This is a genomic window from Daejeonella sp. (assembly GCF_037719425.1).
Taxonomy (GTDB): domain Bacteria; phylum Bacteroidota; class Bacteroidia; order Sphingobacteriales; family Sphingobacteriaceae; genus Daejeonella.
Map to the genome: position 1 here is coordinate 1 of NZ_JBBJNI010000098.1, position 15,499 is coordinate 15,499.

At 42.1% G+C, this 15,499-nt stretch carries 16 protein-coding genes; 11 read left to right on the forward strand and 5 right to left on the reverse strand.

All coding sequences use genetic code 11. The annotated features are described in order from the left end of the window. The 7 genes from WKF69_RS12985 to WKF69_RS13015 form a co-directional block, all read left to right on the forward strand. Positions 1-1,061 (forward strand): family 20 glycosylhydrolase (locus tag WKF69_RS12985; protein WP_340382492.1); only part of this gene is annotated, 1,061 nt, incomplete at its 5' end. 56 nt (positions 1,062-1,117) lie between these two features. After that, positions 1,118-1,609, forward strand: a complete 492-nt coding sequence (locus WKF69_RS12990) for a hypothetical protein (RefSeq protein ID WP_340382494.1) — start codon at positions 1,118-1,120, stop codon at positions 1,607-1,609. 77 nt (positions 1,610-1,686) lie between these two features. Next, a complete protein-coding gene (locus tag WKF69_RS12995) occupies positions 1,687-1,911 on the forward strand; it encodes a CDGSH iron-sulfur domain-containing protein (protein ID WP_340382495.1) in 225 nt (74 codons plus the stop codon). 421 nt (positions 1,912-2,332) lie between these two features. Further along, on the forward strand, positions 2,333-2,716 hold the full coding sequence (locus WKF69_RS13000; protein WP_340382496.1) for a response regulator transcription factor: 384 nt from the start codon (positions 2,333-2,335) through the stop codon (positions 2,714-2,716). Positions 2,717-2,734: 18 nt separating this feature from the next. Then, entirely contained in the window at positions 2,735-3,889 is a 1,155-nt protein-coding gene (locus tag WKF69_RS13005) for a HEAT repeat domain-containing protein (RefSeq protein WP_340382498.1), read from the forward strand. Then, positions 3,876-5,315, forward strand: coding sequence for a glycosyltransferase (locus WKF69_RS13010; protein WP_340382500.1), 1,440 nt, complete (start codon positions 3,876-3,878; stop codon positions 5,313-5,315). The genes WKF69_RS13005 and WKF69_RS13010 overlap by 14 nt, the downstream gene beginning before the upstream one ends. Positions 5,316-5,432: 117 nt before the next feature. After that, complete coding sequence (locus WKF69_RS13015; RefSeq protein ID WP_340382502.1) at positions 5,433-7,664, forward strand: DUF4838 domain-containing protein; 2,232 nt, start codon at positions 5,433-5,435, stop codon at positions 7,662-7,664. Positions 7,665-7,672: 8 nt separating this feature from the next. On the opposite strand, the gene WKF69_RS13020 is transcribed toward WKF69_RS13015, so the two are convergent. Then, positions 7,673-7,942 (reverse strand): helix-turn-helix transcriptional regulator, encoded by a 270-nt coding sequence (locus tag WKF69_RS13020; protein WP_340382504.1) that lies wholly within the window; start codon positions 7,940-7,942, stop codon positions 7,673-7,675. Positions 7,943-8,051: 109 nt separating this feature from the next. Here WKF69_RS13020 and WKF69_RS13025 point away from each other — a divergent pair, with 109 nt between their 5' ends. After that, positions 8,052-8,567, forward strand: a complete 516-nt coding sequence (locus tag WKF69_RS13025; protein WP_340382506.1) for a hypothetical protein — start codon at positions 8,052-8,054, stop codon at positions 8,565-8,567. 203 nt (positions 8,568-8,770) lie between these two features. Here the strand turns inward: WKF69_RS13025 and WKF69_RS13030 are convergent, their stop codons facing one another. Next, complete coding sequence (locus WKF69_RS13030) at positions 8,771-9,988, reverse strand: MFS transporter (RefSeq protein WP_340382508.1); 1,218 nt, start codon at positions 9,986-9,988, stop codon at positions 8,771-8,773. Between the two features lie 271 nt (positions 9,989-10,259). Then, positions 10,260-10,406: a hypothetical protein gene (locus tag WKF69_RS13035; protein ID WP_340382509.1), complete on the reverse strand. Its 147-nt coding sequence runs from the start codon at positions 10,404-10,406 to the stop codon at positions 10,260-10,262. 491 nt (positions 10,407-10,897) lie between these two features. Between WKF69_RS13035 and WKF69_RS13040 the strand changes: the two genes are divergently transcribed. Next, positions 10,898-11,260: a response regulator gene (locus WKF69_RS13040; RefSeq protein WP_340382510.1), complete on the forward strand. Its 363-nt coding sequence runs from the start codon at positions 10,898-10,900 to the stop codon at positions 11,258-11,260. A 136-nt stretch (positions 11,261-11,396) separates the two neighbouring features. After that, positions 11,397-12,362, forward strand: a complete 966-nt coding sequence (locus WKF69_RS13045; RefSeq protein WP_340382511.1) for a 2-oxoglutarate and iron-dependent oxygenase domain-containing protein — start codon at positions 11,397-11,399, stop codon at positions 12,360-12,362. Positions 12,363-12,461: 99 nt separating this feature from the next. On the opposite strand, the gene WKF69_RS13050 is transcribed toward WKF69_RS13045, so the two are convergent. Together WKF69_RS13050 and tilS are read right to left on the reverse strand one after the other, a co-directional pair. Continuing rightward, entirely contained in the window at positions 12,462-12,947 is a 486-nt protein-coding gene (locus WKF69_RS13050) for a hypothetical protein (RefSeq protein ID WP_340382512.1), read from the reverse strand. Positions 12,948-12,949: 2 nt separating this feature from the next. Then, positions 12,950-14,266: a tRNA lysidine(34) synthetase TilS gene (gene tilS / locus WKF69_RS13055; RefSeq protein ID WP_340382513.1), complete on the reverse strand. Its 1,317-nt coding sequence runs from the start codon at positions 14,264-14,266 to the stop codon at positions 12,950-12,952. Positions 14,267-14,338: 72 nt separating this feature from the next. Between tilS and WKF69_RS13060 the strand changes: the two genes are divergently transcribed. Further along, a partial coding sequence (locus WKF69_RS13060; protein WP_340382514.1) for an OstA-like protein occupies positions 14,339-15,499 on the forward strand: 1,161 nt, incomplete at its 3' end.

The following is a 15,499-nucleotide window of genomic DNA, read 5'->3' on the forward strand; positions in this document are numbered from 1 at the left end:
AAAGTAACGTATCTGCACAAACAAGATTAGACAGCATAATGCCCGTAAGGGGCTTTTCTATCGCTGCGCCTAAGGCTGAAACCCTTGATGAATTTGTAAAGTTCATTGAAGAAGAGCTGGCACCGCGGAAGGTGAATACCCTGCTGCTGAGAGTTGACTACCGTTACAGATACCAAAGCCAGCCGGAACTGAGGGATAGCGCCACGATAACCAGGCGCCAGGCCAAGGAGATTGTTAAGGTTTGCAAGAAATATAACATCAAGATCGTTCCTCATATTAATCTTCTGGGGCATCAATCGGGCAGGGACAAGGTTAATACCCTGCTGCGGGTCTATCCGCAATTCGATGAAACGCCGGAAGTTAAAATGGCAGATGCTTTCGAGAAGCTCCGTTCTACGGGCCAGTATCTGAAAGGCTATTGCCCGCTTCATCCTGACCTGCATAAAATAATATTCAACCTGATTGATGAGGTCTGCGACGTTTTTGAAGCTACCTCATTCCACGGGGGTATGGATGAAGTTTTTAATATTGGGAGCGATCAATGCCCGCGTTGTTCAGGAAGGGACCGGGCGGAACTGTTTGCTAATGAAGTGCGCACCATACGCGAGCATTTAGCGAAAACAGGCAAGGATCTTTGGATCTGGGGCGATCGCTTGATCGATGGAAAAACCAGCGGTGTCGGCAGGTGGGAAGGAAGCTATAATACAACCTATAAGGCCGTAGGCCTGATCCCCAAAGATGTGGTGATCTGTGACTGGCACTATGAACGTCCCGACCCCACTGCTGTATATTTCGCTATGAACGGTTTGAAAGTAATCACTTGTCCGTGGCAAAAGCCTGATGTCGCCTTAATACAAGTAGATGATATGGTCCGGCTAAGGAAATACGCCACCCGGCAGCAGAAAGATTTCTACCAGGGGATGATGCATACGGTCTGGTCTGATCCAGCTACCTTTTTTAATGGCTTTTACGGGCGGACAGTAAATGCTGCCGCCGGGGAGAATACACCCTGGAATACCTTCCGGAAAATGTATGAGAAGATCCAGACATTGGATAAGTGATGAATGTTTCATAGCTTTTATGTAAATTCAACGATCGATCACCAAATAACAAAACCATGAACAATGGCCTCACCACGAGCGCTGATTCATATTTGAAAACGCTCAAATTAATGTACGTTGCTTTTTTATCTTCACAAGTGCTGTTTATTGTGGCGGTACTGATTAGCCAGAAAAACGCTTACTTCAGCCTGCAGGATGAGGGAAATGTATACTTGTACATAGCGCCGTTTCTCGCGGTTGCTGGTTTCCTCGGCGGCAAGACGATCTTTCAAAATCAACTTGCTGATATTGCCGGGAAGGCAAGCTTAAAAGAAAAGCTTGCTGCGTATTCATCTGCTTTCCTGGTAAGGGTAGCATTTATGGAGGCGCCGACCCTGTTTGCCACCATCGCTTTCTTTCTGACCGGCAACCTGGCCTGCTTGGCGGTTGCCGCTCTTATGATCCTCTATTTTTTAACCCTGAGCCCTGGCCGGGAGAAGGTTGAGGAAGATCTCGAGCTGAGTTTCCAGGAGAAAGCCGTTTGGGATGCTAATCAGGTGATATCATGAAAAGGAATGTTTCTAAATAACAATGATATTCTGTCCGCTGTGCCTATTGTTCTAGTTTTGCCTCAAACCAATTAAACATGTCAAAGACAAAACTTACGATCAATAATAACGGCTCGGTTAAAATTGAAGGCGATTTTGAGATCGTCGATAGAAATGGGAATGAGTACGGCCTGCAGGGGAGAACAGTTCTTTCGATATGCAGATGCGGATTATCGAAGAACAAGCCTTTTTGCGATGGATCTCACAACGGCCATTTCGAGCATGAGGCGGTGGCGTTTGATTTGCCTCCAAAGAAGGTTTAGGGCTTTAACAGGAAAACTTGTTTCTTGAACCGCGGTTTTTGAACCATATTTACGGCTTAGCCTTTGCGCCGGTTAAATCTTGGCGAGACTTTTGCGTCAACTCCTTGAACAAATTATGGAGCTTACACGAACTGTCAGTATATAGAATTTAGTCTGATTGAGATTTTTATGGGGCTTTTTTTACCCAATATGTGGCTAAAAAGCCACACCTTGTGGATTGCTTCAAAATTGAGTTTTTATTATCTAAGAAAATAATATTTATCCAATTATATAAAACGCTGATTCCAATCTTTATCACCGCCCTGCCAGCTCATTTTTAGATGTTTTACAAGATCCCTCAAAAAAAGGGCATAACACTTGTGTTAAATTGCCGATAGTTCTCTCGGGGACCAACTTGTGTATTGAAAGATGAATGTGAAAAATGAAAAGTAGAGTTTTAATCGTTGATGATGAATTACTAATAATCAATTTATTAAAAACAAGATTAACGCGTGAAGACCTTTTGGTCGATATCGCAAGGGACGGTCAGGAAGCCCTAAAGAAAGCCAGCAGTAAAAAGTATGATCTTATTTTAACGGATTTAATGGTCCCTAACGTGGCTGGCCGCGAATTGATCATGCAGATTCAACAATCGAAGCTTAATGCAAATACGCCAATAATCGTACTTTCTTCACTTTCTTCAGATGAATTGATTGTAGACGTACTCGCAGCTGGGGTAAAAGATTATATAGTTAAGCCTTTCTCGGTTGATGTTATCGTCGCAAAAATTAAACAATTACTTATCCCAAAACTCTCAGTCGCTTAAGATCTTTTTTCCCCTCTTATGATGTTAACCGCTCTCTCAAGCGTTGAATTTTGCACGGTCATTTCTTCCGATTATCCCGATATTGTCAGGCTTGCTGCATTTATTGCGTTTGTAGCATCCATCCTGACCATTGTGGTTGTTTTTGTGATTTTTTATAACCGGGTGGCAAAGCTAAAGGCGCGCAAAATTGCGGATGAAGCTGACAATATTATACTGGAAGAGTTAGGTGAGCACATCTTTAATTATGACTCTGTAGATGACATTCCGGAGCATGAGCTCAAAGCTACCGTTAGAACTCTTAATTCCCTTAAAAATCAAAGCAGTGCCTTAAGGAATTCTGTTGTGAGGCTACTGGTTTATTTCCAGAAGAATCTCACCGGGGCTGTTTCCCGTATCGTAAGCTCAGCGTATTCAAGGCTCAGGCTACGGGAATTTGCGCTTCGAAAGCTTAGAAGTTCTTACTGGTTCTATAAAACCCAGGGCCTCGCTGAGGTTCAGGCAATGAAGGATGACCATTCATTACCTGAAGTATATAAATTGCTCAAAGATTCAAACCAGGACGTGAGGGTTGCTGCTTATACCGTTCTTTTAAGGTTAAAAGCAAAAGATTGCTTTGATTTTATGGTTAAAGAACCAGATGAATTAAGTGACTGGCACCAGATCGTGCTGCACGATGCTATGGTTAAAACAGAAGGCCTCGAGATCCCCGACTTTAAAATTTACTTTTCCAGCGAAAATACAAGCATAATCTTTCTATCTATTAAATTGATTGTTGATTATAAGCAGTTCAACGCAATACCTAAACTTTTGTCGTTCCTTGACCATGACGATGAGCGTGTTAGAAACCACCTCATCATGGCTTTAGGACAGCTGCAAGCGGAAAACGGCGAAGACAGACTGATAGAGCGGTATGCTGCGGAGAGTATTAAGAACAAGGCTGCTATATTAATTGCGCTGGGGCGCATTAGCAGTGGCCTGGCCGTTAAATTTATTACTGAGAAATTTTTGGAAGCTGAACATTTCCTGGTTCTTAAATGTGCTGCTGCAGCCATTTTTTCCCACCCGGAACCATTAAGGGAAAAAATATTAAAAGACCTTCCTGACCTTAATAATGAACAGAAGGCTATCCTGAGGCACGTCGCTGAGCCATCCAACAATTATGGAATCCTTTAAAAGCGGGATCGCGTTCTTCTTTGAATATGCTATTTTCTATTATAGTGTGATCCTTATGTTCAGTTATTTAATGCTCGTAATTTTTAGTCTTATTGAGATAAAGAGATACAACCGCAGGTGCCGTTACATTGACTACGCAGCATTATTAAACTCACAGCATGTCCCGGGGATTTCTGTAATTGCCCCTGCTTTCAACGAGGCCAGAACTATCATTAATGGGGTTCATACCCTGTTATCGCTAAACTATCCCAAGTATGAAGTTATTATAGTGAACGATGGCAGTACCGATAATTCCCTCCATCAGCTGATCGATGAGTACGATCTGACGGAGTCGAATTTCTACTATCACGCTGAGATCACAACCCATCCGGTCACGAAAATATACAAATCAACTAATCCAGTCTATTCGAAACTGATTGTAGTGGATAAAGAAAATGGAAAAAGCAAAGCTGATGCATCGAATGCCGGGATAAACGTTTCGTCTTATCCCCTGATCCTTTGTGCAGATATGGACTGTATACTTGACAAAGACACCCTAATTAAAATGGTGAGGCCTTTTGTTGAAGAAAAGATCCGGGTGATTGCAACGGGAGCTGTTATCCGAGTATCAAATTCCTGCGAAGTTGAAAACGGATACTTAAAAAAAGTAAGAGTTCCCGATAGTTACCTACCTCTTTTCCAGGAGTTGGAGTATATAAGAGCTTTCCTGCTGGGGCGGATGGCCTGGAGCAAAATCAATGGTCTGATGCTCGTTTCCGGTGGAATAGGCCTCTTTGATAAAGAGATCGTATTGTCGGCCGGCGGGTATGACCATGATTCCCTCGGTGAGGATATGGAGCTGATAGGCAGGATGAGGGTCTGGATGCATGATAATAAGCAAAAATACCAGGTTATCTATATTCCTGAATCCCTTTGCTGGACTGAGGTGCCATCGTCTCTTAGGGTATTGGCCAGGCAAAGAACAAGATGGGCCAAGGGATTAGCGCAAACCTTATGGATCCATAGGAAAGTATTTTTTAATCCTAAATACAAAGTATTCGGGCTCCTCACGTTTCCATATTTCGTATTTTTTGAGTGGCTTGCGCCCTTAATTGAGGCTGGCGGACTAATATATTATATCTACCTGATCATTACTGGCCAGATTGCCTGGGTTTATGCGCTCATTTTATTGGCATTTATTTATTCATTTTCAGTAATGATCACCATCATGGCGATTCTTTGGGATGAAGTTGCGGGGATGAAATATTTAAAGAAAACGGAGGTGTTTAAGCTTTGCCTGGCAGCGGTGGTGGAGCCATTAGCCTATCATCCGCTAACGTTATTTTTCTCCTTGCGTGGTAATTTTTTCTTCTTCACGAACCGAAATCTTACCTGGGGTGTGATGACAAGAATTGGATTTAAGAAGAAAAAAGTGGATTTAAAATAAGAGAGGTATGTACAAAAGACATTGTTTGGGACAAGGAACAAGCAGAAATTTATGCCGGGAAAGAAAAGAAATGAATATGATGTTTCCGTATCTTACCAGCATAAATTTTAATGCGCTTTGAAATTTTCTCTGACAATTGTATTTCTTCTTGCAATGACTTTGTCTGTTAAGTCGCAGCTCGTTCTTGTTGCCGATGCTGCTTCTTCGTATTCAATTGTTATCCCTCATAACGCTTCAGTATTCGAGCAGAAAGCAGCTCAGGTTCTACAAAAATATATCAATGAAATCTCCGGTGCACAACTACCAATTTTAACAGATAAGGAAAAGCTCTCGGTACAAGAGATTTGCATCGGAAGAACAAACCGCGGATCTGGAACTGAGAATTTTGTCAACGAAGGGTTTATGATCCGGACCAGTGGAGACAGGCTATTAATTTACGGTACCGCGGACAGAGGCAGTTTATATGGTGTTTACCATTTCCTGGAGAATTATCTGGGCTGTCGGAAGTTTACTGCAGACCTGAAATATATTCCCAAACAGCGTTCAATAAGCATTCCGTCAATATCTGATCTTCAAAACCCTGTTTTATCGCTCAGGGAGGTTTATTATCCCGATCAATATGATGAGGAATTTCGCGACTGGCATAAACTCCATATTCTCGAGGATAAATTTGGCTTATGGGGGCACAGTTACTATAAGCTGGTGCCGTCTCAACAGTATTTCATAAGTCACCCGGAATATTACGCTCTGGTAAACGGAGAACGATCTGATTCGCAACTCTGTTTAAGCAATGCTGCAGTTCTGGATATTCTTACCGCGAATTTGAATAAGCTGATTCTTGCACAGCCGGATAAACTGCTCCGGTCAGTTAGCCAGAATGATGGGTTTGGCTACTGCACCTGCTCTGATTGCGAGGCACTTGATAATAAATATGGAGGGCCGCAAGGCTCAGTGATAAATTTCGCAAACAGGGTAGCGGCTAAATTTCCTGACAAAACAATTTCTACCCTGGCTTATCTGTATAGCGCCAAGCCGACGGTAAATTTAAAACCTGCGGGGAATGTAAGCGTCCTTCTCTCATCAATAAATTTGGATCGTGCAAAGCCTATTTCTACAAATCCCAGAGCGGAATCATTCAGAAATGATCTCAAAAGCTGGTCTGATATAACGAAAACGTTAATGGTCTGGGATTATGTAGTACAGTACACCAATTACCAAAGCCCATTTCCTAACATCCAACATTTGCAGGGCAATATGAAATATTTTGCCGAAAATAATGTCAGCGGAATATTTGTGCAGGGGACAGAAGGCACCAGAGGGGAATTCTCGGCATTGAAGACCTACCTTCTGGCCAAGGCAGCATGGGCGCCAGGGGCTGACCTTCAAAATTATTTTGACGATTTTGTAAAAGCCTATTACGGAGAGGCCGGCCAGCAGATCAAACAGTATATAAACGAGTTAAGTAAAGAGCTTACAAAAAGCAACCGCCTCCTTGACATTTATGGCGACCCGGTTAAAGAATGGAGAAGCTGGCTTTCCCCGGAACAGATTGAAAAATACTCGGTTATACTGGATGAAGCCTTGAGTAAAGTTGAAGGCAGCCCGGAATTTTCGAAAAATGTTGAGGCCGAAAGACTTGCCCTTGAATATGCAGTAATCCAGCAAGCCAGGTTTTACGGGCTCGAGAAACATGGGTTATTTACCCGCGAGGATGATAACTGGTCGGTTCGGCCAGGATTTGAAAATAAAGTGCAACGCTTTTTAAATGCTGCCCAACGGGCAGGAGTCAAAATGTTCGCAGAGGGGGGACACACACTTGAAACTTATACTAAAGAGTGGGCTGATGTATTTCGCCAGGGCCCGATCATTCATGAAGCAATTGGCAGCAAGGTAATACCAGTCATACCGTTTAGTGGAGAATATCCGGGCAAAGGAGCACGCGGTTTAACGGATGGAAGCCGCGGCTATAATAGTTTACAGTACAATTATGTTGGATGGTACGACACTGATATGGAAGTTATCGTCGATCTGGGGGAGATCCGGGAGATTGGTTCTTTTTCCGCCGGCTTTCTTGAAGATCAGCGGCTTTGGGTGTTCCTTCCGCTGAATCTCAATGTAGAGGTATCTGCTGATAATTTAATATATCAGCAGGCAGGAAGCATGAAACTTGCAGCTCCAAATGAAAATTATACGAAGGAAACACACCGGTTTGCAATTAATTTCGACAATAAGCTTTCGGTGAGGTATATAAAAGTCAAGGCCAGGAACCTGGAGCAATTACCTAAATGGCGGGCTATTCCAGACAGGAAAAGCTGGTTGTTTTGCGACGAGATTGCTATATACAAATAAGTAATACTTCAGGCGGATGCAGCCTGAAAATTTATCAGGTTGATAAGCTTGTCCGTCTCTGTAGTTAGCAGATCAGCCGGATTAACTTCCAGAACTGCCGATATTATAAATAAGCGTTCCAAAGTAATCCTGCTGTATCCCAGCTCTATCTTGCTGTATGCATTTTGAGATATCGTTAATTTTGCAGCGAGATAATCCTGGGTATAATCCCGGTACTCTCTTAGTTTTCTAATGTTACCCGCTATGGTCTTTGCTTTTGCTGTTGCTGTTTCTATCATAATCTATCTACAAATTCGTTAACAAGTATTAACGGAATTTATTGGTGTATGGATTTTGTAGATCAATCTTTTTTTATAGGTATATTTGTAAAACATAAATAGCTCTTTCATGCGCGTTATTGTCCTGATATTCTTATTCTTAGTTTGTTCTTTTTTATCAAAGGCACAGGATCCTGTACTTGCTGTTAACAGGATAGATAAATACACAAAGGAACTGATCAAGCAAACTTCCCTTTATTCTTTTAAGGATGGAAACACGGTTAAATTGCATTTTAACGTGAGAAGTGTTGATGAGAATTATTATCTCCAGTTAAATGTTGACCAACCGGTCACTGTAAAAAAGGGTACGGAAATAACCCTGACGATGGAGGATGGTAAGCTTTTGAAACTGGTTTCAGATAACGATATTATTTCACTGGGCGAGTCCGACATTAGTAAAAGAATGATAGTGTGTACTCTCGAGTTGGCGGAGATAACAGCTTTGTTAAAGCAGCAGGTTAATTCAATCAGGGTTCCAACCAGCAATAAAGGCACCGTAAATCTGACTCTGACTGCGAAAGACAAGCCGATGATCAGAACTGCGATGACTCTGGTAAGCCCGAAGCTTGTCCCTAAGAAGATCTAGGTATATTTAATAGTTGGTAATCAGTTAATTAGGGTTCAGTAATTAGTATTCAGTAATCAGTGTTCAGTGCAAACTACATCTGAGTAACAGTGAAGTTACCGATTTCTTATTACCGATTCCGAAAACCTTTCCAAGCCGTCATTTACCCGCCATTCCTTACTGATTACCGTTTCCCTCTCCCAGTAATCATTTACCTGCATCCCTTACTGATTACTGATTACCGAATACCTCTTCCTCCTCGTATCCAGCTTAAAAACGAATATCAGGGTTAAGAGCGTGATAAAGATGCTCAGATAACCAGTAAGCTCATAGTTTTGAATGCTATTGTCAGGGTTTTTAACTACAATAAGCCCTGAAATAACGGATGCTAAACCCACGAATATTTGCTGAACAGAGGAGTTAAAGCTCATAAAACTACCCCGCCTTTCTGGTGATACCACATTGCTGACCATTGCCTGTGCAGGAATAGATCTTCCTGAGGAAAAAATAAACCACGAGCCTGAAAGGACCAGAACCAGGTAAAACGGCATTGGCGGAAGATTGGTTATTAAGGCCACGGGAAAGATCGAAACTACAGCCATAATGATATAGACCTTGTGCTTTCCTACTTTGTCGGCAAGACTTCCAATTAGAGGGGATGTTATTAAGGTTGCAAATCCGCCTGCCATATAAAGCATAGGCGTTTGCAATTTGCTGAAACCCATGTTAAATTCCATGTATGGGTTAAAAAAAGGAATTATCATAAAATGCCCTAACATGAGTGAAGCAGTTAAGCCTAAGGCGAGCATTTGATCGGTATCGTTCCAAACTTCTTTGATCAATACAATCGGATTGATGCGGTCTTCTTTGCTGGTTAAATGCGTATCCATTTTTGGTAAATAACGCATTAAGAACGGCAGCAGGAGTGTCCCTAATCCGGCAACGAAAAAAAATGGCCCATGCCAGTTGAACAGGTTGGCCATATATAGTCCAAATGGAACCCCAAATACAGAAGCAACTGAAAATGCTGCCATAATAATTCCCATCGCCATACCGCGGCGTTCATAGGGTACCAGATCGGCCACAATAGACAATACCTGAGCGCCAATTAATCCCCCAAAGATCCCTGCGACAATCCTTGCAAGAAGCAGAAATGTGTAGGTCGGTGCAAGTGCACACAATAAAGTGCCTAGTAAGAATCCGATATAGCCAAATAACAATACTCTTTTCCTGTCAAAATTGTCGACAAAGAAGGCTGCCAGAAAACCTGCAATACCAGCGCTGAAAGTGTAAGAAGCTACCAGCATCGAGAATTGCTGTGGTGATATCTTGAAATACGGCATCAGGTAATTACCTAATGGCATCATGATCATGAAATCGAGGATATGCGTGAAGTTCAGCGCGGCGAGAAGGAGAAGGACGATTTTTTCTTTGGAGCTCATTTGAGGTCGCAATATTACCAAATATTTCTTTTGAGTGGGTTAACGGATTGTCATTTGTGATGAAGCCGGACGAAAGGAACAAAGAACCAGGAGCAAAGACATGTCTGGGAATGAAAATTGAGGTCAGAGGTCTGCTGACTGATTCAGAGTGGGGATAGGGAGGGGGTTTTTGGTAGGGAGGGGGGTTAAAACTGAAAACTGAAAACTGAACTGAAAGCACATAGAGTTACAGGAGAGATCAATAATAAGAATGTCGGAAATCCGTTAGACCTCAGACTTCCGATCTCGCCGTCAGTTCTCTGGTCTCTTCCAGCCGTTCTATCAGTTCCGAAATCTCCCTTTTCATAAAGAAGCCAACCATTCTTTTAAGCTTTCTTAACATAGTTATGGCAGCTTTGATCTTTTCCTTATCATCCATATAACAAAGATATGCTAAAAATATTAGTATTTAAAATATCTTGTTAGTATTTCAAGCCGCAGAAAACCTATCTTTACTGAATGAGATTGGCAGTAATGATTATGTTGTTTATTGCAGTATTAATGGTTATCCGATACCGCAACATCAGAAGACATTAACAATGGCCAAGAGCGTACCAGATAATAACGAATACAACGACGGTTCCCAGACATCCGCCACCAAGTTTGGATGCTCCCCATCCAGCTATTAGACCACGAAATATATTGTTCATGTTAAAAAGATTTAGTTGTTGTAAGAATATTTCTAGTGTTAACCGCAAATAGAAGTAAAAAGTTTTGCGTGAACTACGCTTTTTATACAAAAAGAAGTCTTTAATAAGTAATTTAGAATATTTTCAACTTGGTATTTCTATATATTTCTATATTTTTAATCCGCTTTTAGTGGGGATTGAAACTTTTCAGAGGAATTGCTTTTAGGTTAATTTAGATATTATGGATAAGAAGATACTAATTTGTGATGATGACGAGGATATACTATCTATTTGCACGTATATCCTTGAGGAAAATGGATGGGATGTTCATACGCGTAACCATTGTAAAAATATAGTTGAAACGGTTGAAGAAATAATGCCGGATATAATTTTAATGGATAACTGGATTCCGGACATGGGTGGAATTAAGGCTACTCAGGCGATTAAGAGCACCCCCTCTTTAAGCCAGATTCCGATCATATATTTTTCTGCTAATAATGATGTAAAAGCCCTGGCCCGGGTTGCTGGTGCGGACAACTTCCTTGCTAAACCATTTGATATAGAGGAGCTGGAGAAGATCGTTGCTAGTGTGTTGAATAAGTAATACGTTGTACGTTATACGTTATACGTTTGGACGGATAAGTTATAGGTTTAAGTCTTGTAGTATTTGTTAGATTTGTACGCTGGGTTATGCGTTTTGCACGTATAACGTACAACGTATCACTTAAAACTCAAATAATATGTCAGCAGAAGTAAATATCCCACGCCTGGATCTTAACGATTACGTTAAGGGCGCACCAGAGCAGAAAAAGCAGTTTTCTGATAATATCGGCAAAGCATTTAATGAAACGGGTTTTGTGACCATAGCCAATCATGGCATGACCAAAGAACTCATGGACGAACTTTACGCTGAAGTAAAGAAGTTTTTTAGTATGCCTGATGATCAGAAATTAAAATATGAGAAGGCAGAGCTGGCAGGCCAGCGGGGTTATACAAGCAAAGGAAGGGAGAAGGCTAAAGATTCTAAAACCCCGGATCTTAAGGAGTTCTGGCAAAGCGGCCAGGTGGTTAGCGATGGTGATCCAATAAAGGAAGAATATCCTGACAATGTGGACGTGGAGGAACTACCAAGATTTAACGAAATTACTCGTGAAGTTTATCAGCGGCTTGAGACTGCAGGAAAGCATTTATTACATGCAATTGCGGTTTATCTTAACCTTCCGGAAAACTATTTCGATGATAAGGTACATAATGGCAACTCTATTTTAAGAGGTATCCATTATTTCCCGATAGAAAATCCCGACGCTCTCCCTGCAGATGCGGTTCGCGCAGGGGCACATGAGGACATCAACCTGATCACACTTCTGATCGGTGCAAGCGCAGATGGCCTTGAAGTTTTAACCCGTGACGGCACCTGGTATCCTGTAAAAGCGAATGCGGAAGATATTGTTGTGAATGTTGGAGACATGCTTCAGCGATTGACAAATAATAAGTTAAAATCAACTACGCATAGGGTGGTAAATCCTCCACGCGAACTGATGAAAACCTCGAGATTCTCAGTGCCATTCTTCCTTCATCCGAAGGCTGATATGGATCTGACAGCATTACAATCATGCATCGATAAGGATAATCCGAAAGCTTATGACGATACAACAGCTGGAGAGTACCTTGATGAAAGGTTGAGGGAGATTGGGTTGAAAAAATAATTATTAAGTTGACAGTTGAGAGTTGAAAGTTGACAGTGGGCATAGCGTCTAGCCCACCAGGCGGTGACCAGGTAACTGTCAACTGTCCACTCTCAACTGTCAACTGTTTTTCATCTGCGCCTTTATACTCTGTTCTAATTCGGCAGGGTTTTGGGTGCCTATGACATATAGAAGGCCATCGCGGTCTGTTAATTTAATCGCATCTTTTCCGCCAGCATAAAATCGGACTGTTCCCTTTTGATGTAAATTGTAAACCGGGTTATTGATGATATATGAGCTGTAGGCCGTGCGTTCAACTTTCACAATGCTATTCAGATCGATCTTAACCATTTTGGTCGTCCACAGGCCGTCCAGAACTATGCTTTTGTTCTGTACCGTGGTTTTATAATGGAGCAGGAACATCATGATCACTGAAACTATGAGAATGCCACATCCTACTACCAGAAATAATGCTGCATTTTGCTCTCGTCTTTCAGTGATAAAATAAGCCGCAAAACAGAAAAGAGCAAGCACTAACCTGACACTTATCCGGCTGTAATCACGGCCGAGATACTGTTTTTCAATAAAGACAGACGAGTTCTGCATGTTCAGGTGTATTGTTCGAAGATAAAAACTTTTTTGGTGTTAGTGGTAATTTTATAGCGCTCATCGATACGGAAACCGGCAATCCAAATGATGTCGCCATTACCGTTTTCAAGAATGCCTATGTCGTTTTTACGGCTTAATGGTATCTTTTGTTCAATGAAGAAGTCACTCAGTTTTTTCTTCCCTCTCAGACCAAGCGGCTGAAAGCTATCTCCATCTTTCCATCTTCTTAAAACGAGTGGAAACTTTAAGAGTGCCAGGTCCAGTTGGGCAATAGATGCTTCATTTCTAAGCGTAAAATGGTTTGATGAAATCGCGGAGCTTTTAAAGGTTTTACCTCCCCACTTTAAAGACATTTCCGTATCCTCGATATATGTATTGTCCTGGATATTATTTTTCCTTATGCTCAGCAAAACCTTATTCCTGTCGAGGTTAAGATCGTATGAACCTGAGCTGAAAACCTTCCCCGGCTCACCGTTCCATGAATTTTTCAAATCACGCAGCATGGATTCGGTAAATCCAAACGGATGGAAAAGGCCATATAATAGCGTATCCATCGGGTCGAGTTTTTGTAATCCCTGAAGGCTGATCTCGTATTCGTCAGTTCCAATCTCTTTGAACAACTCAGTCTTAATCTCATTGACTCGCCTGTCCAGCAGGATCTCCAGTTCTTCGAAGCGCTTTCTGTTAGCTTCAAAGGTTTTTTCCAGTGAAGGATTTAGCTCTTTGAGAATAGGTATTATGTCCAGACGGATCTTATTCCGGGCATATTTATTAGATTTATTAGAGCTGTCTTCACGATATGAAAGCCCTTTTTCTTCGAAGATTACATCTATTTCCTCCCTGGACAGGAAAAGAAGTGGACGGATAATTTTTCCTTTTTTAGGAAGAATGCCATGCATGCCTGCGATACCTGTACCGCGTGTAAGGTTTAAAAGCATAGTTTCCATTACATCATTTTGATGCTGCGCTATCGCGATATGCTGGAAGTCGAAATCTGATCTGATTTCTTCCAGCCAGTCATAGCGGAGATCTCTGGCCGCCATCTGGATTGAAATGTGGTGCTGCCGGGAATATTCAATCGTATCAAATGTTGTAGAAAAAAACGGTACGTCAAGTTCTGCCGCAAGGTCGGAAGTGAATTGCTCATCTTTTTTAGATTCTTCGCCTCTCAGGCTGAAGTTGCAGTGTGCGATACCAAAGTTAAACCCTGCTTCGTTAAACAGATGTGCCATGAGCACTGAGTCGCGACCACCGCTTACAGCAAGCAAAATGCGCTCCTCAGGCAGGAAAAGGGCATGTTGTTTGATAAAGGGCATGAGGCGGTTAAGGGCATCCATCAGTCAAAATTATTTAATTAAAATCCTTAGCCAAAAAACTATTTTTGTAAGGTGAGGAAAATTATTTTTTCTGTTCTGTTTTCGCTGATCGTATCCTTCACTTTTGGCCAGGGTATTACTCAAATTCAAATTCAGGGGTCGCAGGTGATGAAAGTTTATCAGGCCCAGGGATATACGAGTATAATAAGGCCGATATTTGGCCATGAAGGCTCTACGCTGACAGCAGACAGCGCTATTTTATACCATGAAACTAATACGTTTAATGCCTTTGGCCACGTCGTCATCACCCAGCCGTCCGGCACGACCATATATTCCGACCTTTTGAATTATAATGGTAATACAAAGCTAGCCGTTCTTACTAATAATGTAAGATTAATCGACGGGGATGCGACATTAACAACCAACCTGCTGACCTACAACATGGCGAGCCGCATGGGAACTTACACAGGGGGCGGCAAAATTGTTAACGGAAACAATATCCTTACGAGCAGGAACGGGTATTATTTTGAGTCCACCCGGGATGCTTATTTCCGGTATAATGTTGTGCTTACCACACCCGAGGCATTGATCAGGACAGATACTCTCAGGTATAATGCAACTTCGAAAATTGCTTTTTTCTACGGCCCGACAAATATTTATGGAAAGGACGATACGCTCTACACAGAGAACGGAACCTACAATACGGTGAATGACCAGGCGCGCTTCGGTAAAAAGAATCTGTACACACAGGGAAGTAAGTCTCTGAAAGGAGATAGTTTATTTTATGACCGGAAAGCTGGCTTTGGCCGGGCGATTGGGAATATAACATTCATCGATACAGCCGAAAAGGCAGAATTGAGAGGAGGGGTCGGAGTTTATCGCAAATCAGATGAAAGTATACTCGTAACTAAGAATCCTTATGTGGTTATTATAACGGAATCAGATTCATCAAAGGTCGATTCGATTTGGTATACCGCTGACACACTCTTCAGCAAGGTGGTTTTTAAGCGTGACATAGAATCTTACAAAAAGGATGAACTTAAAACTGACACGGAGCTTTCAACCCCAGAGCCTGTTGCAGTAGTCAAGCCACCTGCGGCTGCCGCAGGCGGCACGCCCAAAGATTCCCTTGCTTCAGAAACCCCGGTTGTACAGGATACTTCAAAGCGGGTTGTTCCTATTATTTCAGACAAGAAAGCTGGACCCCCGCCCGACGCCAAAACTAAAACGGCA

Bases quoted from the DNA above. Each gene is read 5' to 3' on its own strand.
- WKF69_RS13005 (WP_340382498.1), top strand. From the start codon at position 2,735: ATGATGTTAACCGCTCTCTCAAGCGTTGAATTTTGCACGGTCATTTCT.
- WKF69_RS13030 (WP_340382508.1), bottom strand. From the start codon at position 9,988: ATGAGCTCCAAAGAAAAAATCGTCCTTCTCCTTCTCGCCGCGCTGAAC.
- WKF69_RS13000 (WP_340382496.1), top strand. From the start codon at position 2,333: ATGAAAAGTAGAGTTTTAATCGTTGATGATGAATTACTAATAATCAAT.
- tilS (WP_340382513.1), bottom strand. From the start codon at position 14,266: ATGCCCTTTATCAAACAACATGCCCTTTTCCTGCCTGAGGAGCGCATT.
- WKF69_RS13045 (WP_340382511.1), top strand. From the start codon at position 11,397: ATGTCAGCAGAAGTAAATATCCCACGCCTGGATCTTAACGATTACGTT.
- WKF69_RS13025 (WP_340382506.1), top strand. From the start codon at position 8,052: ATGCGCGTTATTGTCCTGATATTCTTATTCTTAGTTTGTTCTTTTTTA.
- WKF69_RS13050 (WP_340382512.1), bottom strand. From the start codon at position 12,947: ATGCAGAACTCGTCTGTCTTTATTGAAAAACAGTATCTCGGCCGTGAT.
- WKF69_RS13035 (WP_340382509.1), bottom strand. From the start codon at position 10,406: ATGGATGATAAGGAAAAGATCAAAGCTGCCATAACTATGTTAAGAAAG.
- WKF69_RS13020 (WP_340382504.1), bottom strand. From the start codon at position 7,942: ATGATAGAAACAGCAACAGCAAAAGCAAAGACCATAGCGGGTAACATT.
- WKF69_RS12995 (WP_340382495.1), top strand. From the start codon at position 1,687: ATGTCAAAGACAAAACTTACGATCAATAATAACGGCTCGGTTAAAATT.
- WKF69_RS12990 (WP_340382494.1), top strand. From the start codon at position 1,118: ATGAACAATGGCCTCACCACGAGCGCTGATTCATATTTGAAAACGCTC.
- WKF69_RS13040 (WP_340382510.1), top strand. From the start codon at position 10,898: ATGGATAAGAAGATACTAATTTGTGATGATGACGAGGATATACTATCT.
- WKF69_RS13010 (WP_340382500.1), top strand. From the start codon at position 3,876: ATGGAATCCTTTAAAAGCGGGATCGCGTTCTTCTTTGAATATGCTATT.